The following is an 18,424-nucleotide window of genomic DNA, read 5'->3' on the forward strand; positions in this document are numbered from 1 at the left end:
TGGCCCCCCTTGCTCATTCTTAGGTATTGACCGTCTTGTAGGTCCTCAAATATTTCTCATACCGCTTGAATCCATATTCCACCAGGCTGCAAATGATCAAATAGATAAGAAAAATATCGATATAAGCCTCTACGTAATTGTAGCCGACGTTGGCAGCCACTTTGGCTTTTAAAGTGATTTCTTGCAAGGACATCGCATAGCCCAAAGAGGTAGCTTTAATTAAGTTGGTTGTTGCCGTACAAATATTGGGTAATGCCACGACTAACGCTTGCGGGATGATAATCCTTCTAAAAGCCTGGACGGTAGTTAATCCGACAGACAAAGCGGCCTCCAGCTGCCCTTTATTGACCGTGTTGATGGCCGAACGGAATACCTCAATCAGCGTCGCTGTCGTGTACAAGGAAAATACGATGAATGCGTACCAGATCGGATTCACCTTGTAAACGTCAGCTTGAATATGAAATTTCGCAAATAGAGAAGTTAGCAATAAGGGCACGCTGCTGTAGATAATAAAAATTTGCACGATGATAGGTGTTCCTCTTACAAAAGAAACATAGATCTGAGCGAGCCGGTGTAAAACCGGGATTTTGTTTATTCTCGTTAACGCTCCCAGAAAGCCGAGCGGAGCCGCAATCAGCAGCGCAACCACCGTAATGGCCAAAGCAGTAGGAGCACCGGACAATGCTATAAAAAAGGTTTTCACCAAAAATCCCCAATCGAGCCCCTCCGACACGTTTCCCACCTCCTCATACGGTTTTTAGTGCTTGTTTTCCTTTGCCGAATATTCGTTCCAGCTTCGAGAAGAGCTGCTCAATAGCAATGGAAACCACCCAGTAAATCAGGGACAAGGCCAGATAAATTTCTAACGCGTGAGCGTTGTAATTGCTGGAAATAATTAAACTTGCTTTCCCGATGACATCGATCAATCCGATCGTATACGCCAAGGCGCCTTCCTTAATCAGCGCTAGCAAGCTGTTGCCGAAATTGGGCAGCGCCACTACAAAAGCCTGGGGAAAAACGATTCTCCTGTAAGCCTGCGTGCTGCTCAATCCTACACTTACGGCAGCTTCATACTGCCCTTTATCTACAGATTCGTAGGCGGTCCTGATGACCTCAGACATCGCTGCCGCGAATTGAAGCGAGAACGTAATAACCACAAATACAGATTTATCAATGCTGTTCAAGTCGATGCCAAACTGATTGAATAGGTATGGTATTCCGTAATACGTCAGAAATAGAAGTACAATGGACGGCGTACATCTGATCATAGTGGTGTACCCATGAGCCATTTTATTAGCCCAGCGATTCTTCCCTATTTTTGCCGCCGCTAAAAGGAACCCAAAAAGGGTGCCGAACAGCACAGAGAAACCGGTAACCATAAAGGTTACTTTTAAAAAAGGAATTAACACGGGAATGGAGTCAAAGATATATTTTGCATCGAAATACTGGTTCATGGTTCACCTTCATTCTGGCTTAGGAATAGGTAAAAGCATTAATCGAAAAAACTTGCCACTCAAGTGACAAGCTTTTATTTGACTTTGGAAAACCGGTTAGGCAACAGGCTGTTACCTTTTAACAGAATTTAATACCTCGAATAAATCCCGCCCATAAAATTTGATGCTCAATTCATTGAGCTTCTTGTCATTTTTCAGCTTTTGAATAGCCTCATCGTAAGCATCTGCGAATTCCTGTTCCTTCTTATTGAACAACGGCCAGGTTTTGATTACGGCGAACTCGTTGTAGACAATCTGATCCTTGAATTTATAATAGGGGCCGTCCGGTTCAGTGACCTGCTTATGAAAAGGACCTTCAATCATGACTCCTCCGTCCACGCGTCCTTCATTTACCCATTGAACTACATCCACTGTGAACGAATCGCCGGCTTGCAATTTTACTTTGTTATTAGGATTCGCCTTGTTGTATTCGTCAATAATGGTATATTGCGCGTTATTTGCGGCAATTGGCGCTAAGGTAAGTCCGGCTGAAGCAAAATCCGACAGGTTTTTGATGTTTTCATTCTTTTTCTTCAACACAAGTCCGGTGCTGCTTAAGCCCAGGAATTCTTTGGGGAAAATAAATTTTTTGGTTCGCTCCTCTGTCCAAAAGGCATTTTTAATCCCCACTTGATACTTGCCCTGCTCAACGCCTAACAATAAGTCGTCGCTGGATGTTCCAACGAATTCGAATTTGTATTGAGGGAGTAATTGGCTTACTAACTTCATAGCTTCCACATCATATCCCGTTGGATTGCCCTTGTCGTCCGTGTAACTTATCGGCTTGGAAGCTTGATCATACGCTATTTTGACAACTCTGGCTTTGGAATCCTTACCATCCGAAGAATCCTTTGACGCGTCTGTGGAAGCCGTTGTGCTTGAACCGCATCCGGCCAGGAAAGTGACCAGCGCCAAACTAGCGACAGCCATGGATAACCATTTTTTTCTCATAACGCAAACCTCCTTTGATCTGATCGTGAACCATTTTTGGATGAACCAAATATTAACATAAGTAAACCAATCAGTAAAGTATGATTTAAAGTTGATCGAGGGAGCTTTCTTTTCTTGACAAATAACAGGCATTGGAAATAACATGATACTAAATAAATCCAATCGGAATTATATGGTATCTTGAATGGTTAGGCAAGAGGGCATTTTTATCGCATGGAGGGGGAATCCGGATGAATTTATTTATACGGCGGGATATTCAACAGGACTGGCTGAACAAGCTTTACGAAAAGGAGGCTGATTTCAAAAATAAAGCCGCGCGTACCGATGAGGAGGGGCTCTTCCCTACCGAAAATATAGTCGATTTAATTGAACTGGGCTACACCCGGTCGACGCTTCCAAAGGTCTATGGCGGGGGAGGGCTAAACGTATATGATATGGTGCTGCTTCAGGAAACGGTCGCGAGCTTCGATGCCTCTACTGCCCTAGCTATTGGCTGGCATTTGTCCGTGATCGGGGAGCTGTTTGAGAAAAAATTATGGTCGGATCGAGACCTGAATTTTATAGCTGAAGAAATTGCCAAGGGGGCCTTAATCAATCGAGCTGCCTCTGAGGCCCAGACAGGAAGCCCGACAAGAGGCGGCCGTCCCGAGACCAAGGCCATAAAAAAGGGAACCCATTGGGTGCTCTCGGGACGTAAGGTGTTTACATCGCTTGCTCCTATATTAACTTATTTTCTGGTTTCGGCATGGATAGAGGAGACAGAGACGATCGGGTATTTCCTGGTACATAAGGATTTAGAGGGACTTAGCATCGATGAAACTTGGGATACCATTTCGTTGCGGGGAACTGGCAGCCATGATCTTGTCCTGGAGCAAGTCACCGTTCATGAGGATCTGCTTGTTGAGCCGGATATTCTTGGCAGAGGAAAAGAAGTGAACGGTTGGCTGCTCCACATTCCGGCTTGTTATCTGGGCGTCGCTCAGGCCGCGAGAGATTACGCGGTCGGGTTTGCCAATCAATATTCGCCTAATAGCATAAGCGGGCCGATCAGTCAGCTGGCCAACATTCAACAGCTTATAGGCGAAATGGATCTTGAGCTGATGAAAGTAAGGCATTTTTTATATAGTGCTGCCGAAGCCTACGATGATGTATCGCGAAGACCGCTCCTCACGAACGAGCTCGGCGCTGCCAAACATGCAGTCACCAATTCGGCGATTGCTGTTGTGGACAAAGCGATGAGAATCCTGGGAATCAAAAGCATCCACCGCAGCAGTCCATTGCAGAGATACTATCGGGATGTAAGAGCCGGCTTGCATAATCCGCCTATGGATGACGCTACTATACAAAAGATCGCTTTATCGGCCATCGAGCAGGATAAGTTAAAAGCAGCGGCACGAGTATGAAGCCTGGGAACGTTCGCCCCAAGGTCTCAAAATTAGTTTTAAGATAGTGACTCCAATATCTCTTCATATTTATTAAGCCACACTTTAGCTTTATCAAGATCAATATTAAATCTCTTTACTATACCAAAGTTTTCTATGCAACTTTCAAAGGAATGATATTCATCGGTTACCTTTGGTTCTTCTTCACTAGACACGTGAAATGTAAATACCTTTTCCATTAGGGATTAATCTGCCTCCCTTTTTTATCAACTAATCCTGCATTTATTAACATCTTTTTTAGTTTGTCATCCAGAGAGTCCCAACTTCTAACATGACCATGCCAAATTGGTCCTAATCCTTCTCTAACTTCTGTTCTATCTAATATTACGATTTCTCCATTGCTTACGCCAATCCTGCGAGGTGAATTATGAAGCATTTTGGAATAATCCGTTCGGCCCACCGCAAGATGCTGTGCTTCCACCCAGCCTCTGCCGACAATCCAAAACGGATGTTCGTCGGTTGTCGTTATGACTTCACCGCCAACAGAAATATTATACGTTTCTTCAACATCACGTTGGAAGAGAGCCACTCAACTTCCTTATAAGCCATCTCGCCTGTCTCATCGTCTTTGGCTAATACTTTGTTTCCATTTTCTGCCGTCGGTTTCAGCAGCTACGTGGCAGTTGCCCTTGCCTTTAAGCATTGTCAAATCATAAAAATAAGGACGCCACCAGCGTCCTTATTTTTAATGTACCATTTATTATCTCATTTCACCCAGTTCTCGATTAAAGAGCTTCTCTTCCCCATCTACATTCACCATGAAATATCCTGCCCCTTGAAGATAAGACTCAACATCTACGTTGGACTCCTTTGGCAAAGGGTACACCATTTCTCCCCGGTCATTAATCAGTTCCACCTGTTTCCCCTTTTTAACCAAAGCAAGCCCTCTGATAAAGGGAAGAGCAGCATCATACTTTGCCTCAATAAGCGTATCCCCCGTTGCGTTCATATATCCATATTTCATCGTCTGGGGATCAAAAAAGAATGCCATTCCTTCTGAAAATCTGCTGCCAATTCTCATGCTTGGAGGTATAGTGACTTCCCCCTCCGTATTGATATATCCATACTGCCTATTTTCAAAAAGAACCTGAGCCAAGCCTTCAGAGAACCCTTCAACAGGTCTATACTTCGGGCTTTCAAGTATGACTGAACCCCCGGTATTGATAAAATAGGATTTGCCTTCTCTTGACACAAGCGCTATCCCATCAATGAATGAACTTGCTTCGTCATACACAGCATCGAGACGCATCTTTCCGTCAGGGCCAAGGAAACCAAACTTATCTTCTCTGCTAAATCTATACAAGTTTGAGGAAAGACCATCGATATGATCCGCAATACCTTTTGGAAGCTGGTTGAGCACGTCCCCTTTTTTATTCAGTAATGTGAATTTCTCTTCTGCCATTACCCAGGCTTTTCCCTCAACAAACCTCTCTGCGGATTGAAACTGATAGTCTATGATCACGTTCCCACCCATATCGATATAACCCCATAAACCATTTTTTAATACAGCTGCTAATCCATCAGAAAAATAATCGGCTTCCTCAAAGATCGGAGGAATCAGAACGTCCCACTCCCGACCGATATATCCCCATTGTTCGCCTTCGTTAAACGGGAAGTAGTCCATATTGCACCTCTTTTTTCAGGGTATTATCTCCTCTGCTATAGCAACGATAATCTTAATATCCGGGCATTCCCCGTTGTATTGTCAGCATGTATTGGCTAGTCCCGGCGGAATATATAATTTTGGTACAAACCATAAGTTTTAATCTCTTTTGTAATTGACATGTAGCACCCCCCATATATTTTTTTCGAAAATTTTCTAGCTACATTGTAGTACAAGAAATCGATGATCAGTCGTATTGTGGCCGGTGCATGTGCTAATCATTATGGAAATAATATGTGTTTAAGCAATAAAATCGCTATTGTAACGCAATTTAATCCAATTATTAAGTTTTTTGATTTTTTGCTGGATACATATCGAGAAAAAAAAGCAAGAAGTCCGAAATAGAAAATAACAATTACAATGTTAACCAGATTAAGTTGGCCTATAAGAGTAACGACCACCACTACACTCAAAATGAGAAATAAAAGAATAATTTTATTTGAATCTCTCATTTGTACACCTCCCAAGGCCGTACACTAATAGGCAAATAACCACTAGTGTCAATAATATAATCATATTTTTAAAATTTGTCCTGTTCTTTGATTCGTTCGATAAATCATAGTTTTCGTTACACCGGAATTTGGAGCAGATAATCTTCTGCACTTACATCACCCTTCTCCTTCTTAACAAGCCATGCATTAGGGTATAAATTCAAGCATTGCATGTACGTTCCTTTCTTTAATGCGAAATAGTTCCATCTGGAGCTATTTGCTGTCATCCGCTTCAACGGCAAATTTAGTTGGGATAGATCCTCCCAATTCATTTGGCACCGTAGTATAAAAAAAGAACCTTGAGGATTGCCCCCCCTCAAGGCCTCATTATAAATATCAATTGTAATTCAGTGTCTGACAAACTTAGACTGAACTTTTCAGTTAAGAACGTTTAAGAGTTACTAACTTCATGTCATCTCTATCAGTTACAGCTATGAAATGTGTGACCTAAAATTTAAAGATGATTGAACCCCATACTTTTTAATAAACTTCACATTATATATTTACTGAGGTCCTTCCATACCCTGATTTTATGAAGATCCTCCTCCTTAACTTGTATTGATTTCTCACCTTTAAACATGAAGACTATTTTCATTCCGTAATTCTGTGAAGTTATCCATTCTACTACCTTAAAACCCTCTTTTAATAAGTCGTCGCTAATTTCCCTTTCACTATAGTTAACGATTAACTTTACCTTGTCATGCATTCGATCCTTGAATTGTGTAAAGGAATTTAGATCTTTAAAGGGTACCATCTGTTCATTATTTAGGGAAATTTTTAAAGTTATAGGTGCACTAAGATTAACAACTTTCTGTAGTTTTTCAGAAATTTGATGTCCAGCTTGTTGTTCCCACGTTGAAACGTAGTAGTTATCAACAAAATGATCATTATAATCAAGCCAAACTAAAAAATAAACATCAGAATCAGTAACAATCAAAGAACGATACTTCATTTCTTTGAAAGAATACGAAACCTTTTGATTTTTAATCTCAATATCAGGGTATTTCGACTTAATGTATGATTCTACATCCTTTTTAAAAGATCTTCTCTCCCACGGATTGCCATCTATCTTGAAACTAAGTAAGAAAGCCCCAATTAATATGGCAAGAATAATTATAAGCATTAAATACTTTTTAGCAATTACAGGAACCACCTTTCTAAGGATTTTGGCCGAAAAGTATATTTAGCCTGAAAATATGATAGTTAGCACGATGCGCTGTCTTCATAAACCAATTCATATTTTCGTATCGTTCCATTTCGCTGCTTAGTTGCTGCGCATAATCATCTTTTGTGAAAGCATCATTATAGAAAGTCATTGCAAAAGCAGCATTACCCACATTAGGTACCTTGGTCCCAGCAATACCGGCAAACTCCAGTTCTTTCGAAGTCACTGTGGCCATAAATTTCTCCATACTGACACCATTATACAGGGTTCCTATGGATAAAAGCTCTTTTGAATTAGTAAAACAACTGCATGTTATCAAATTATACTGGGGATTCTTACCGTCTTGTTCCTTCAGGCTTTCGTAGGTATTGACCATGTTTGTTGCAGCAAAATAGGATTTGTTAAAATCCCCCTGTATATAAGTAGAGAATTGATATCCGTTTCCACCAACTCCAGAAAGTCGATTTTTTTGCCCCATGATTTTAGATTTTTCAAATCCTTAAGTGCATTAGAATCAACCTTAGAAAATTCGATGCTGTAATCACCGTAGTAAAAATATGACCATTCACCTTTATTATTTTGGAGTAATAGGGATGTATGCCCAAAACCCATTGCTAAATCTGGATTAGTAAGCACAATGGCATCATGCCCGCTCGGATCCACATAAATCAGCGGATTATTTCCCACATACGTATACAGATTCTATTCATTTTTGAAAAAACCGTGCGAAAGCGAAGATTAAAAAAACAGGTCAATCATGGTAGTATCTGACCATAATGAACCAGTTAGAAGTAACGCTGATTCGTTATAAAATTAAAGCATTTACGTGCGTACAATCATATTTAGGGAATATCATACGAGGGTAAGATGAGGGTTAAGTTCTTTCATTGCTAGCCGCCCGATTCATTCGGCACTGGGTGAGAAGGGAGTAAATAAGAAAAGCCATATGGAGGATTATTTGCTCCACATGGCTAATCAAAACCTATCGTCCTTTCAACTTAGTCCAAGAATCAAGTACCAAGGATCGAATGTCCAAATCGGTAACATAAACACCGGGATACTGCAAATGGTCTTCAAGGAATTCTGAGAATCTAGAACCCTTATGAGAGATTTCCATAAATAAGGTTTTCTCGATATCACTTAAATCTTCGTTAAAGTCATGCTCATAAGTTTGATAGAACTCATCGCAGAATTTTGATGTTTCTATTTCTTTTCTAATCAGTAGTTCCATAAGCCAATAAAGTCGTTCCTTAGGGCTTAGTTCGGACATTTCGCACCACCTCATTTCTTTGGTATAGCCGGAAAGGTTGCCAAGGGGGTCTCTAGTATACATAAAGTGCAATACAGTATTTTAAGCCTTATCATATAGAACCTCTAGGTTATACGCTTGATTATTTTTATACATGACTGTGTAGTACATTATTGCTTTAGTCCCTTGAGGGTCTGTCATTCCATCTCCATAATACCCATACCTGCTGAAACTGCAATTCCTTCACCGGGATGATTCTCAATGTATATGGCGGCACTTTCTGTGAATCCTTGAATTGCACTTAAAGCAGGAAACATATCATGTGCCCGTTTCATGATTTTATCCATAGGTATCATAACATCAGTAGATTGCATTATGTCTGCTTCTGTATAATAACCGCTTTTGAAATATTGTGATCCTCTAATCTGATTTCTTAAATCCTCTGCTTGCTGAGCCCAATAATCCCTTTCATCCCCAGTAGGTGCAACAGCCCATTTATTTTTCATCTCGTTTATTACGTAGTTAAATCCTAACTTCTCATTCCAGTGTCCTGTCGGGTCAACATAGATTAATGGGTTGTTCAGAACATACGTATACAAGTTAAGACTTAACGGATTCGTCAGTTCCCCCTTATACGTATCCTAGTTAATAAAGCCTTCTCCGTCCGATAAAAAAGGCGTAGTAATCGGAATGTGTATTCTCGGAGTTGCGAAAGACTTTTCTCGCCCTCCCTATCGTCTTGGCGTAGTGGTTTGTTGCGATTATCGCAATTCCTTATGATTTCAAGAATTCTGTGAGAAAACGAAGATAAGGTTATTGGAACAGAACATGATGGTATCTAATGATTTTGCGATTCAAATGTAATTAGAAGTTGTCTATAAAAGGGGATAAAATTCAACTGCCATGTGCGTACAACATTCAGAAGATTTTTATACGGGGATGTCGAGGGTTAAGTTCGTTTGGGCCAAGCAGCCCGCTTCAATCGGCACCCACGGGGGGCTATAAAAAAAGAAAACCACATGGAGTTATTACCCTCGCATGTGGCAATCGACATTAGATATCAATCCCTAGATTTTGAAGTTGCTTTTTAAATGACCAATTCTTCGGAGCAGGTGTAGACCCACTAAACCAAAGAGCCCCTTCATCAATCCACTTTCTACGATAGCTTTCATGTGTAAATCCACCATCTACGTCATCTACTCCAAATTGGAATCCACAACAGCTACAGATTTCAAAACTCCCTGAATTCGGATTTTCGTTTGCATAGGGGGGCTCTTCCAAGCCATTAAAACCACATACAGGACAAACTGACATACTGACACTCCTCTATTTTTGACTTTCCCAGTATTGCATACCATTTGTAGGTTTGAAATATGTTTTAATATATCCATCAGATGAAATAGATAAAAACTCGTTTGTTGACGGCTTGTAGATTAATGTAGCTTTATCGCTTGTCCTTGACATAGTGAGGATATTGGTGCCGTCTGCTATTTCTGAGTATAAATTTTGTGCACCCTTTAAATATGCAGCTTTTGTAATTGGGCCTAACTCCTTTTGCTTTATAACATGCTTATCGAAGTGGTCGTCAAGTAGCTTTTGAGACCTGAATTCCAATCCCCCAATTTTGCCAAGCATACCACCTGCAAAAGATAGTGCAACTTCTGTCTTGGATGTTGGAACACTTAGAGTAACACCCTTAAAGTATAATCCAAATCCTGCAGGGTCAGATTTTGCCCATTCCTCAACACTTGAGTTTGCAATTTGTAACACGACTTTTTCAGGGATAGCACTATCTGTTGATTGCATTATATCTGATGATGAATATCTTCCTGTAGCCACTAACTGTGCACGAAGTGCGTTAGCTGCATCAGCGTATTTCTGATAGTTGCCTCCGCTTGCTTTTGCCTTTTCATAAGCCAATTTGTATTCATTGATTGTCCAGTTAGCTGTAACCTCCGTTGACCAATTACCAGTAGGGTCAACGTAAATCAGTGGATTGTTAAGAACATACGTATACAAATTCAGCGTCAGCGGATTATCAATCTGCCCCTCATACGTATCATCGCTAATAAACCGTCCAATTTCCGGCTGGTAATAGCGGCGGCATTATCTAAAAAAACAGGTCAATCATGGTGGATCTGACCATAATCGACCTGTTTCAGGTACCGTAATAACGTTATTTAGGTTATAAAATAAATGTATTATTAGATGGGTTAGATGTGTTGTTAGTTTAATATTGGATTCATTCTGCACTGGGTAGTCTCGCCAAAAAAGTGAGAACCTGTTTGCTTATCAGTGTCATATAACAGATTAATTAAATTAAAAAGGTGTGATAATTAACCTGCTACAAGTAATCACTTTGCACTTTTGGGCTAATGATTTAATTTCTTCTATGTGCTTTATTGCATTAGAGTCAACTAACTTATCCTTCAATCTTTCAAGTTCATTTAATAATTTATCCATGTCTTTACTTGAAAAAACATCATAACTACAGGTAGATAGCTCACCCAACAGTTCAAATTCATCCTCATCTTGCTGTAAATATTCCACATTACTAACTTCATACACCTTCCCTAGCTGTTCACCACTAGCTAATTCTAAAATAATTTTAAACATACTATCCTCCCCGAATCCCAGCCCACCTGGAAAAGTATTTACAAGATTACCTTTTATATCAGTAATAACTGTTATCGTACTCGTCGGCGCACCACCCCTGTTAACTGGTAAATTACTTTGTAACCTACATCAACCTGACGTACAAAATTTCCCAAAGTCGGCGATACAGTTACTGGAGAATTTACAACCTGTTTCGATTGCAAAAGTTTCTTTAACTCGTCACGAGAAATAGAGAATTGTGATTTGTTAGGCTTATTTACCCCACCATGTTTCCCAAGAGCATAATTTAGACCAGTGCCTTTTACATTGGCATCACCATTACGAACATTAACTCTTGTATAAACAAGTTTAGGGATAGTCCCCTTATTCGCTACTTCACCTACCTTCAAATACTTCGGAGTAAAGTAACTTTTATTCGGGGTAGCCTTAATAGGGAAATTGTTCAAACTATATTTGACTACAACTTTACTTGGACTGCTAACTTTATAAGGTCCGGATGAAAGCTGGGGGTTATATTTGTAACCCTTATTGATCCAACGCCCCCGCCGCGTTCAACACCACCGCCAAAGTTTCTGGCTCCTCCAGAACCTCCACGAAAGTCAAAGAGGCGCCCCGCATGCCCGCTTGGATCCACATAAATCAGGGGGTTATTTCCGCACATACGCATACAAATTCTGACTTAGCGGGTTCCCTAATATCCCCCTATACGTATCCTCACTAATAAACCGTCCAATTTCCGGCTGATAATAGCGAGCTCGTGCGTATGTCAGGCCGTCAGTATAACCATATCCCAACCCGGTGTATCCAAACAAATTGTCCGGTCCCGGCCAGTTCAGGTCGAACTTTTTTTTAGTCTTTATAAAGAAAGAAACCTTGAATGAGAGGATCATCAAGGTTTGAAAAAATTTTTAAATTCCCCCTTTTTCTAGAACTAAAATTTTACAGTTAAGAATTAATCTAACGTTTTATCTCTCACAACTCATAATTAAGACTTCCTAATTGACAGAAACCGAAATAAATTTTAATTCGACATTTCGAAACAGTTAACTAGTTTATTAAAGGGACTTGAAAGATTCAAACCACTCCACCAGTCCACCTTCCTCAGGTTTTTGCCAAAAGTCAAAGACGAGTTCAACGGGATTTGCAGGGATGCTCCGAACAACATTTTTCAAACCATAAAATGAACCCTGGATTGTTCCCCATTCACCGCCTATATTTCTGCGAATATATTCTCCATAAAACGCTGCCGCTCCAATTACCAGGTCCCAATCCGGTTCCACGCATACTTTCTTTTGACTGATTAGAAGCTTTTCCAGTTTTAAAATTGCATCTTGAGCAGAATATTGAAGTAAATACCGGTCTTCAAAGGAACTCGCAATTCCTTCCGGATCTCTCTCCAATTTTTTTAAAGTCTCCTTAGGCAGAATTAGCGGAGGGATGCTGTTGCTTTCAAGCCAGGGCATGCCGTATTGTACCGATATTTCAACAAACTGCTCTAATACTTGACGTAAAGAATCAGAGTCCGTGTAATATGTCCAGCCTCTCCAATTTTCTGTTTGAAAATGCGAATCAAACTTGCCGGACAGGTCTGACGACGTATAGAAGTGTACTCTTAGGGCATTCTTCTCCCAATCACTTTTTTCAAACTCAATAAACTGATCAACTCCATTTTGGCTACGCCCAAATCTCCAGCTACTACCTCCTGTTTTTTCCAGACTAAAACCATATGAATAAAATTTTGGTACAACATAAGTTTTAATCCCTTTTGTAATCGACATGTAGCATCCCCTCATATTTTTTCGAAAATTTCCTAGATACATTGTATTACAAGAAATCGATGGTTATTGGAATTTCTTACATTTAGACATTAGGCCACCCGGTTAATAGCTTTCGAGTCGAGCAATTACGTAACAGTTCAGTTCTGTTGCCGACAAAATCAAAATATTCAATTTAGCCGCCCCAACAAAGAAAAACCACAACACGGGGATTAGTCGTATTGTGGCTAATTATATTTTAATTAACTCTACTCGATGTTCCTGATAAGATGTCTATTTTGAATTTCTCTTCAGGGATGCCAAGTTCATTTGTGGTATACAGAATATACTGAGATGCAGTGTCTGTTGGTTTAAGCATGACCCAGTGATTAACCTTTTTTACCCCAAGTCCTATAATTTTGTTTGTCTGAATATCGACAGGAATATAGGTTTCTTTTCCAGAGCCTAAATCTTTTAGAAAGAGCCGTGCATGACTATTCCTTTGAAATAAATTGATTAAATCGACTCGATATTCATACTTTTTATCTGCCGTAATCTGTATTGAGTCACTTTCTACCTTTTCTTTCGACCAACCATGAGTAATGACGCTTTGAATCAGTGCAGCTGAGAGTAGTATAGATATTACCAGCCCAATAAAAACCGCAACATATTGTCCTCCGCTCGTTGGAGTCCATCCTTTAATGAGTAGTATAGTAAAAAATCCAACAAACAAAAGAACCGGTACCGCCGCGCCCCAAAGTATGGTAGTCCCAATAATATCCATGCCTCGTTGGAAATAAGCTGTTGAGCCTAGAAGAAACCAAACAAATGATGAAGCGCTAAATAATATTACTGCTATCAGTAGAAGCCGAAACCATACCTGCATATCCCCCCCTTAGCATGTGTATAACCTCACCGCGACTTAAATATAGGCTCAATGTACTTTTTCCAAATATCGACCCGTTCAATGTAACGGAATAGCGGATTTAGGGTATAAAATTCAAGCATTTTGATGCGTACAACGTAAATGACGAAATCTTCATACGGGTAATACATGGGTTATGTGTGTTATTGGTTGGATGGCGGTTCATTTGGCACTAATTAGCCCCCAACTAGATTTTAGGATTTTCTTATCCTTATCACCACAATATTCCCTGAGTTACCAAAACAAGATGCATGATACAGCCCATCATAAATGTTCTCTATTCGGAAATCACCTACAAAGATATTATCAGCCACCTTTTCATCATAAGCATACCGGACAAGTATTATTGTAAGTTGTTCAATGAGTTTTCTTTCTATAAGTTCCTTAATATTTTGACCAAACTGTTTGATTGGTTGAGGTATCTCGTCAAACTCAAACCATTCATCAAATTCACCTATAAATTCTTGATTAACAAGTTCGACAGTATATTTTTTAAGAAATTCATTCAGATGGGACACCACCAAAGAAAAAGAACCTTGAAAGGCACGAAGCCAATCAAGGTTAAGAGTAATTTTTAACTGTTGAACTTATTTATCCAATTGATAATATCTTGTTCTACATGCAAGTATTCATCTGGTGAATCTTTTATATCGACTCCAGAAGCTAAATTCAAAAGCTCCCACACATCGTCATCAGTAACGATAGGCTCATCTTGCATTACGAATTCAGAAGCCCAATCAGCTACTTCTTCCCTTGATAAACTCCCTTGTAAAATTGACCGGAATTTACTAAGCAATTCTTCTTTTGTTGGTTGTACCAATTTAATCACCACTGTCCAATGTAGTTTCCATTGCCATCGAATCGATAATGAACCTTATTACCACCAGTAAGTTTAGTGTCAGGTCTAACCTGTCTTATATTTCCGGCTTGGTCTAAAGTCTCATGCCACGTTCTTTTAGAGCCTGTTTCTGGATTCCACTCTCTAACTCTACCATTTCACCAGGTTTTGTAGCAGGAGTTACTTCTCCATAGTACCGTATTCTACCGTCTGGTAGTTCCTTAATTTCAGCTTTGCCATACTTTTCTGCTTGTCGGAGGTGGGTTTTGAGCTTTTCGTATTGTGCTATATTGTCAGCACCATTACCCGTCCCCTTATTCGCCACTTTCCCTACTTTTAAATACTTCGGAGTAAAGTAACTTTTATTCGGGGTAGCCTTAATAGGGAAATTGTTCAAACTATTTTCGACTACAACTTTACTTGGACTGCTAACTTTATAAGGTCCTGACGAAAGCTTGGTGGTTATATTTGTACCCCTTATTGATCCAACGCCCCCGCCGCGTTCAACACCACCGCCAAAGTTTCTGGCTCCTCCAGAACCTCCACGAAAGTCAAAGAGGCGCCCCGCATGCCCGCTCGGATCCACATAAATCAGGGGGTTATTTCCCACATACGCATACAAATTCTGACTTAGCGGGTTCCCTAATGTCCCCCTGTACGTATCCTCGCTAATAAACCGTCCAATCTCCGGCTGGTAATAGCGAGCTCGGGCGTATGTCAAACCGTCATTATAACCACAAATTGTCCGGTCCCGGCCAGTTCAGATCGAACTTTCGCACTGTATATTAGAGAATTATTATACGGGGCTGATGAAGGTTAAGTTCTTTCAGGCTATGCCTCCCGACTCATTCGGCACTGGGTGGGGTAAAAAAAGACCTTGAAGGAATTGCTCCCCCAAGGTCAATAATAATGCTTTATTATTAAACTTTTTCGACAAACACTCCCATTCTTTCAATATCGAGAACTATTGATTCGATGGGTTGAACTGTATGAATTCCCATTAGAAAATCGTATCCAATAAAAACTCTCATTACATTCTCGCAATATACATCAGCTCCGATATCTTCCCTTAGCAACAGTCTCACCACAGGCTCAATTTCTTGGGCAGATAGCTTCGTGTTGTCAACAAGATTGTAATATGCATCTCTTATCTCGTTATTGTTGTATAGTGGTTGGTATTTATTAACGACCTTTTTGAATTCTTCTTCATTCGAACTTTTTCTAATATTACTTACGGTAAGATGAGATACATTCAAATAATTCATAATTGTTCTTACGGTATTTACATAGTTATCTTCAACTGACTTGTAAAGTTCAATCGTAAGTAACTGGCTATCAAAGGTTTTTCCTATATCGCTTATCGCCGTCCAATCCTCTTTCAAATATCTGCCAGTACTCCCCTTAAAAATTGGATTGTACTTTGAAATACGATACTTATACATTTAATCACCTATTCTATTCAAGTTTCCATCATACGTGCCCATCCGTGTATCCTTCTTATTCAATGCCTCAGGTGATTTTGCCATTTTCCATACCCCTCCATTATGAGGACCACTACCATCACCACTGCCAATATCCTGACTGATATAGGTTTTAGTTTTCTTATTATAATATATCTTTTCACCATTTTTAGCAGTGTAGTTCGTCGGTTCGCAACCTAATTTCTTAGCCGCATCAGTAGATTGTTTTGTAGTCATCCGAACCCAACCACAACTATTATGCGTCCAAATACCAAGATTGGAAACAAAGTACGTATGGAAGTCCTTTACCTTAAAGTTGTAGACAGTCTTATGTTCCTTCTTAACCTCAATCTTCTCAATGGCTAATTCCTTGCCATCCGAAGTTGTCAGAACATCGCCTTCCTCAAGGTTCTTCGATTCCACCCAACCTTTGCCTACAATCCAAAACGGATGTTCGTCGGTTGTCGTTATGACTTCACCGCCAACAGAAATATTATACGTTTCTTCAACATCACGTTGGTAGAGCCATTCAACTTCCTTGTAAGCTATCTCGCCAGTTTCATCATCCTTAGAGAGAACCTTATCCCCTACCTCGATTTCCTCGATAGGCTTCTCCCCTTCGTCTGTTTGCACCTTGGTTCCCGCCGTAAAGCAGTTACAGTCGTATTTAGCTTTTGAGTAAGATGGTGTGGTGCTGCTATTCGGCACTTTCGCTGGCTTGCCTGATGATTGCTTCGGTGTGCTCTTTGCTCCTTTTATTGGCACGATCTTCGGAGAAACAGGAGTATAAACGGTTTGGGCTAGGGGTACCGCTAATACCCAGTCATTATAGTAGTTCTCTTTACTTAAGTTGGCTTCTTTCCAAAAAGTCGAGAAATACGGCTTTGATAAGCTTTGATATCTCAGAGTATCATCTTTTCCGACTTTCCAGTGGCCATAAACTTTACCATCCTTCATCAGTGGGAAGCCATCGCCAATTAAAAAATCAGGAATATAGTATTTTTCGAATTACTTTCATTATTACAAAGTCCATCATGTGCGTTTCTTCCATCAGGTGAAACGCAGTAGTGCCCACTAGGATCTACGAAATTAATTGGATTATTCTCCACATACGCATACAAATTCTGACTAAGCGGATTTCCTAATATCCCCCTGTACGTATCCTCGCTAATAAACCGTCCAATTTCCGGCTGGTAATAACGAGCACGGGCGTATGTCAGGCCGTCAGTATAACCATATCCCAACCCGGTGTATCCAAACAAATTGTCCGGTCCCGGCCAGTTTAGGTCGAACTTCTTGCCGTCCAGCGGGATGCCAAATTCGTCGTAGTGGTAGCGTGCCGACACGCGGCCGTCTTTTTCTACGAGGCCCAAGGCGCTGCCGAGCGCATCCTCCATATACCAGAGCGTCTTCGGCTGCGTTCCCGGCTTGGCTCCGCAGTCACCCGGAACCGGCTCCCAGCCGTTGTTCGGATCATAGGCTGGCAGATAGGTCATGCTCAGCCGTTCTCCGCCTGCTCCGTATACGTAAGATTGTTTCCATTTACTGTAATCCGTTTCAGCGACCTGCAGCGGCTCTGGAAGGTCCAAACTGACGTCATTGGTGAAGTTCAGCTCCCAGTGCTTTTTCTTGTACTGTTTCTCCCAGCCGTCCCGTGGGCCGCCTGGATGCATATCCGGGTATTCTTCGTCGTATTGGCCGCATTTTTTGGCTAGTCCCGGCGGAATGACATAGGTTAGATGTATTATTGGTTAAATGATCGGTTCATTCCACACTGGGTAACGCCCACTAAAAAAAGAAACCTTGAAAAGCATTCGGCCAATCAAGGTTTTACAATGTGATGAGTGATGATGAATTAACTATTTTTTAATTATATTGTTGTAAAGAATGGCTAGCTCCTGATGGGCTCGTGATATAACCTCATCAAACAGACCCTTCTCAAAATTCCCCTCTTGCACTTCCACTTCATTAAGATTCCTGAATAACATTCTTGACATTTCTAAATTCTCAACAAGATATACCTTACACCCATCAAAAATATCAACAGGCAAAACAACATTAAAACGGGCCCAATTTTCTTTTATAGCTACCTCATCATACAGTGTTTTTTCATAACCAAATAGCGCCCCATCCAATCTTGTAAACAAATCACTTCGAGATAGTTCAAATAGATTTACCTGTGTTCTATTCCCATTATCTTGAACTAAAGTATCCAACGAGAATAATACGTCACGAAGTGAAGTTCCCAATTCATAATCACCTATACGCTTTCCCCTTATCCAATAGCAGAATTTGCCGAATAACCAAACGCCATTGTATTCTTGGTCAAGTTCAAACTCCACAGCAAAAAGCGAACGATCACCGAAAACCATATATT

Annotated in this window: 22 protein-coding genes and 2 pseudogenes; 1 reads left to right on the forward strand and 23 read right to left on the reverse strand. The window is 40.5% G+C overall.

From position 1 onward, the window contains the following. Positions 1-19: 19 nt before the first annotated feature. From AC27KL_RS01850 to AC27KL_RS01860, 3 genes are all read right to left on the reverse strand, one after another. Positions 20-733, reverse strand: a complete 714-nt coding sequence (locus tag AC27KL_RS01850) for an amino acid ABC transporter permease (protein ID WP_487168594.1) — start codon at positions 731-733, stop codon at positions 20-22. A gap of 13 nt (positions 734-746) precedes the next feature. Then, positions 747-1,454: an amino acid ABC transporter permease gene (locus AC27KL_RS01855; RefSeq protein ID WP_487168595.1), complete on the reverse strand. Its 708-nt coding sequence runs from the start codon at positions 1,452-1,454 to the stop codon at positions 747-749. 111 nt (positions 1,455-1,565) lie between these two features. Next, positions 1,566-2,444, reverse strand: a complete 879-nt coding sequence (locus AC27KL_RS01860) for a transporter substrate-binding domain-containing protein (protein WP_487168596.1) — start codon at positions 2,442-2,444, stop codon at positions 1,566-1,568. 230 nt (positions 2,445-2,674) lie between these two features. Between AC27KL_RS01860 and AC27KL_RS01865 the strand changes: the two genes are divergently transcribed. Next, the gene (locus tag AC27KL_RS01865; protein ID WP_487168597.1) at positions 2,675-3,847 is read left to right on the forward strand and encodes an acyl-CoA dehydrogenase family protein; all 1,173 of its coding nucleotides are present in this window, start codon (positions 2,675-2,677) and stop codon (positions 3,845-3,847) included. Between the two features lie 217 nt (positions 3,848-4,064). On the opposite strand, the gene AC27KL_RS01870 is transcribed toward AC27KL_RS01865, so the two are convergent. The 20 genes and pseudogenes from AC27KL_RS01870 to AC27KL_RS01965 form a co-directional block, all read right to left on the reverse strand. After that, positions 4,065-4,415, reverse strand: a complete 351-nt coding sequence (locus tag AC27KL_RS01870) for a hypothetical protein (RefSeq protein WP_487168598.1) — start codon at positions 4,413-4,415, stop codon at positions 4,065-4,067. 171 nt (positions 4,416-4,586) lie between these two features. Further along, entirely contained in the window at positions 4,587-5,510 is a 924-nt protein-coding gene (locus AC27KL_RS01875; protein WP_487168599.1) for a WG repeat-containing protein, read from the reverse strand. Positions 5,511-6,530: 1,020 nt separating this feature from the next. Then, positions 6,531-7,193 (reverse strand): YfjL-like protein, encoded by a 663-nt coding sequence (locus tag AC27KL_RS01880; RefSeq protein ID WP_487168600.1) that lies wholly within the window; start codon positions 7,191-7,193, stop codon positions 6,531-6,533. Positions 7,194-7,197: 4 nt separating this feature from the next. Continuing rightward, a complete protein-coding gene (locus AC27KL_RS01885; RefSeq protein ID WP_487168601.1) occupies positions 7,198-7,440 on the reverse strand; it encodes a hypothetical protein in 243 nt (80 codons plus the stop codon). A 116-nt stretch (positions 7,441-7,556) separates the two neighbouring features. Further along, entirely contained in the window at positions 7,557-7,892 is a 336-nt protein-coding gene (locus AC27KL_RS01890; protein WP_487168602.1) for a hypothetical protein, read from the reverse strand. A gap of 295 nt (positions 7,893-8,187) precedes the next feature. Then, the gene (locus AC27KL_RS01895; RefSeq protein WP_487168603.1) at positions 8,188-8,475 is read right to left on the reverse strand and encodes a magnesium and cobalt transport protein CorA; all 288 of its coding nucleotides are present in this window, start codon (positions 8,473-8,475) and stop codon (positions 8,188-8,190) included. A gap of 176 nt (positions 8,476-8,651) precedes the next feature. Further along, positions 8,652-8,960 carry a hypothetical protein gene (locus AC27KL_RS01900; protein ID WP_487168604.1) on the reverse strand — a complete coding sequence of 103 codons (309 nt, stop codon included), beginning with the start codon at positions 8,958-8,960 and terminating at the stop codon, positions 8,652-8,654. A 547-nt stretch (positions 8,961-9,507) separates the two neighbouring features. Further along, positions 9,508-9,768 carry a hypothetical protein gene (locus AC27KL_RS01905; protein ID WP_487168605.1) on the reverse strand — a complete coding sequence of 87 codons (261 nt, stop codon included), beginning with the start codon at positions 9,766-9,768 and terminating at the stop codon, positions 9,508-9,510. Positions 9,769-10,419: 651 nt separating this feature from the next. After that, positions 10,420-10,554, reverse strand: a pseudogene (locus tag AC27KL_RS01910) (RHS repeat-associated core domain-containing protein); the annotation flags it as partial. A gap of 219 nt (positions 10,555-10,773) precedes the next feature. After that, positions 10,774-11,070, reverse strand: coding sequence for a hypothetical protein (locus AC27KL_RS01915; RefSeq protein ID WP_487168606.1), 297 nt, complete (start codon positions 11,068-11,070; stop codon positions 10,774-10,776). A gap of 647 nt (positions 11,071-11,717) precedes the next feature. Further along, positions 11,718-11,960, reverse strand: coding sequence for an RHS repeat-associated core domain-containing protein (locus tag AC27KL_RS01920; RefSeq protein ID WP_487168772.1), 243 nt, complete (start codon positions 11,958-11,960; stop codon positions 11,718-11,720). A 165-nt stretch (positions 11,961-12,125) separates the two neighbouring features. Beyond that, positions 12,126-12,848 carry a hypothetical protein gene (locus tag AC27KL_RS01925; RefSeq protein WP_487168607.1) on the reverse strand — a complete coding sequence of 241 codons (723 nt, stop codon included), beginning with the start codon at positions 12,846-12,848 and terminating at the stop codon, positions 12,126-12,128. A 235-nt stretch (positions 12,849-13,083) separates the two neighbouring features. Next, complete coding sequence (locus AC27KL_RS01930; protein ID WP_487168608.1) at positions 13,084-13,710, reverse strand: hypothetical protein; 627 nt, start codon at positions 13,708-13,710, stop codon at positions 13,084-13,086. A 233-nt stretch (positions 13,711-13,943) separates the two neighbouring features. Beyond that, positions 13,944-14,273, reverse strand: a complete 330-nt coding sequence (locus AC27KL_RS01935) for a hypothetical protein (protein WP_487168609.1) — start codon at positions 14,271-14,273, stop codon at positions 13,944-13,946. Positions 14,274-14,323: 50 nt separating this feature from the next. Beyond that, entirely contained in the window at positions 14,324-14,581 is a 258-nt protein-coding gene (locus AC27KL_RS01940; RefSeq protein WP_487168610.1) for a DNA-binding protein, read from the reverse strand. Between the two features lie 574 nt (positions 14,582-15,155). Further along, positions 15,156-15,311 (reverse strand): annotated as a pseudogene (locus AC27KL_RS01945) (RHS repeat-associated core domain-containing protein); the annotation flags it as partial. Between the two features lie 196 nt (positions 15,312-15,507). After that, the gene (locus AC27KL_RS01950; protein WP_487168611.1) at positions 15,508-16,029 is read right to left on the reverse strand and encodes a hypothetical protein; all 522 of its coding nucleotides are present in this window, start codon (positions 16,027-16,029) and stop codon (positions 15,508-15,510) included. Further along, positions 16,030-17,004 carry a polymorphic toxin-type HINT domain-containing protein gene (locus tag AC27KL_RS01955; RefSeq protein WP_487168612.1) on the reverse strand — a complete coding sequence of 325 codons (975 nt, stop codon included), beginning with the start codon at positions 17,002-17,004 and terminating at the stop codon, positions 16,030-16,032. 20 nt (positions 17,005-17,024) lie between these two features. Then, complete coding sequence (locus AC27KL_RS01960) at positions 17,025-17,720, reverse strand: RHS repeat domain-containing protein (RefSeq protein ID WP_487168613.1); 696 nt, start codon at positions 17,718-17,720, stop codon at positions 17,025-17,027. A gap of 186 nt (positions 17,721-17,906) precedes the next feature. After that, positions 17,907-18,419, reverse strand: coding sequence for an immunity 42 family protein (locus tag AC27KL_RS01965; RefSeq protein WP_487168614.1), 513 nt, complete (start codon positions 18,417-18,419; stop codon positions 17,907-17,909). Between the last annotated feature and the right edge of the window lie 5 nt (positions 18,420-18,424).

The sequence above is a fragment of the Paenibacillus sp. YAE3 genome, assembly GCF_057546105.1.

Excerpts from the sequence above, each read along its gene's own strand:
- AC27KL_RS01875 (WP_487168599.1), bottom strand. The coding sequence starts at position 5,510 with ATGGACTACTTCCCGTTTAACGAAGGCGAACAATGGGGATATATCGGT.
- AC27KL_RS01950 (WP_487168611.1), bottom strand. The coding sequence starts at position 16,029 with ATGTATAAGTATCGTATTTCAAAGTACAATCCAATTTTTAAGGGGAGT.
- AC27KL_RS01855 (WP_487168595.1), bottom strand. The coding sequence starts at position 1,454 with ATGAACCAGTATTTCGATGCAAAATATATCTTTGACTCCATTCCCGTG.
- AC27KL_RS01960 (WP_487168613.1), bottom strand. The coding sequence starts at position 17,720 with ATGCATCCAGGCGGCCCACGGGACGGCTGGGAGAAACAGTACAAGAAA.
- AC27KL_RS01925 (WP_487168607.1), bottom strand. The coding sequence starts at position 12,848 with ATGTCGATTACAAAAGGGATTAAAACTTATGTTGTACCAAAATTTTAT.
- AC27KL_RS01905 (WP_487168605.1), bottom strand. The coding sequence starts at position 9,768 with ATGTCAGTTTGTCCTGTATGTGGTTTTAATGGCTTGGAAGAGCCCCCC.
- AC27KL_RS01965 (WP_487168614.1), bottom strand. The coding sequence starts at position 18,419 with ATGGTTTTCGGTGATCGTTCGCTTTTTGCTGTGGAGTTTGAACTTGAC.
- AC27KL_RS01930 (WP_487168608.1), bottom strand. The coding sequence starts at position 13,710 with ATGCAGGTATGGTTTCGGCTTCTACTGATAGCAGTAATATTATTTAGC.
- AC27KL_RS01860 (WP_487168596.1), bottom strand. The coding sequence starts at position 2,444 with ATGAGAAAAAAATGGTTATCCATGGCTGTCGCTAGTTTGGCGCTGGTC.
- AC27KL_RS01865 (WP_487168597.1), top strand. The coding sequence starts at position 2,675 with ATGAATTTATTTATACGGCGGGATATTCAACAGGACTGGCTGAACAAG.
- AC27KL_RS01920 (WP_487168772.1), bottom strand. The coding sequence starts at position 11,960 with ATGATCCTCTCATTCAAGGTTTCTTTCTTTATAAAGACTAAAAAAAAG.
- AC27KL_RS01885 (WP_487168601.1), bottom strand. The coding sequence starts at position 7,440 with ATGGCCACAGTGACTTCGAAAGAACTGGAGTTTGCCGGTATTGCTGGG.
- AC27KL_RS01955 (WP_487168612.1), bottom strand. The coding sequence starts at position 17,004 with ATGAAGGATGGTAAAGTTTATGGCCACTGGAAAGTCGGAAAAGATGAT.
- AC27KL_RS01900 (WP_487168604.1), bottom strand. The coding sequence starts at position 8,960 with ATGAAAAATAAATGGGCTGTTGCACCTACTGGGGATGAAAGGGATTAT.
- AC27KL_RS01895 (WP_487168603.1), bottom strand. The coding sequence starts at position 8,475 with ATGTCCGAACTAAGCCCTAAGGAACGACTTTATTGGCTTATGGAACTA.
- AC27KL_RS01915 (WP_487168606.1), bottom strand. The coding sequence starts at position 11,070 with ATGTTTAAAATTATTTTAGAATTAGCTAGTGGTGAACAGCTAGGGAAG.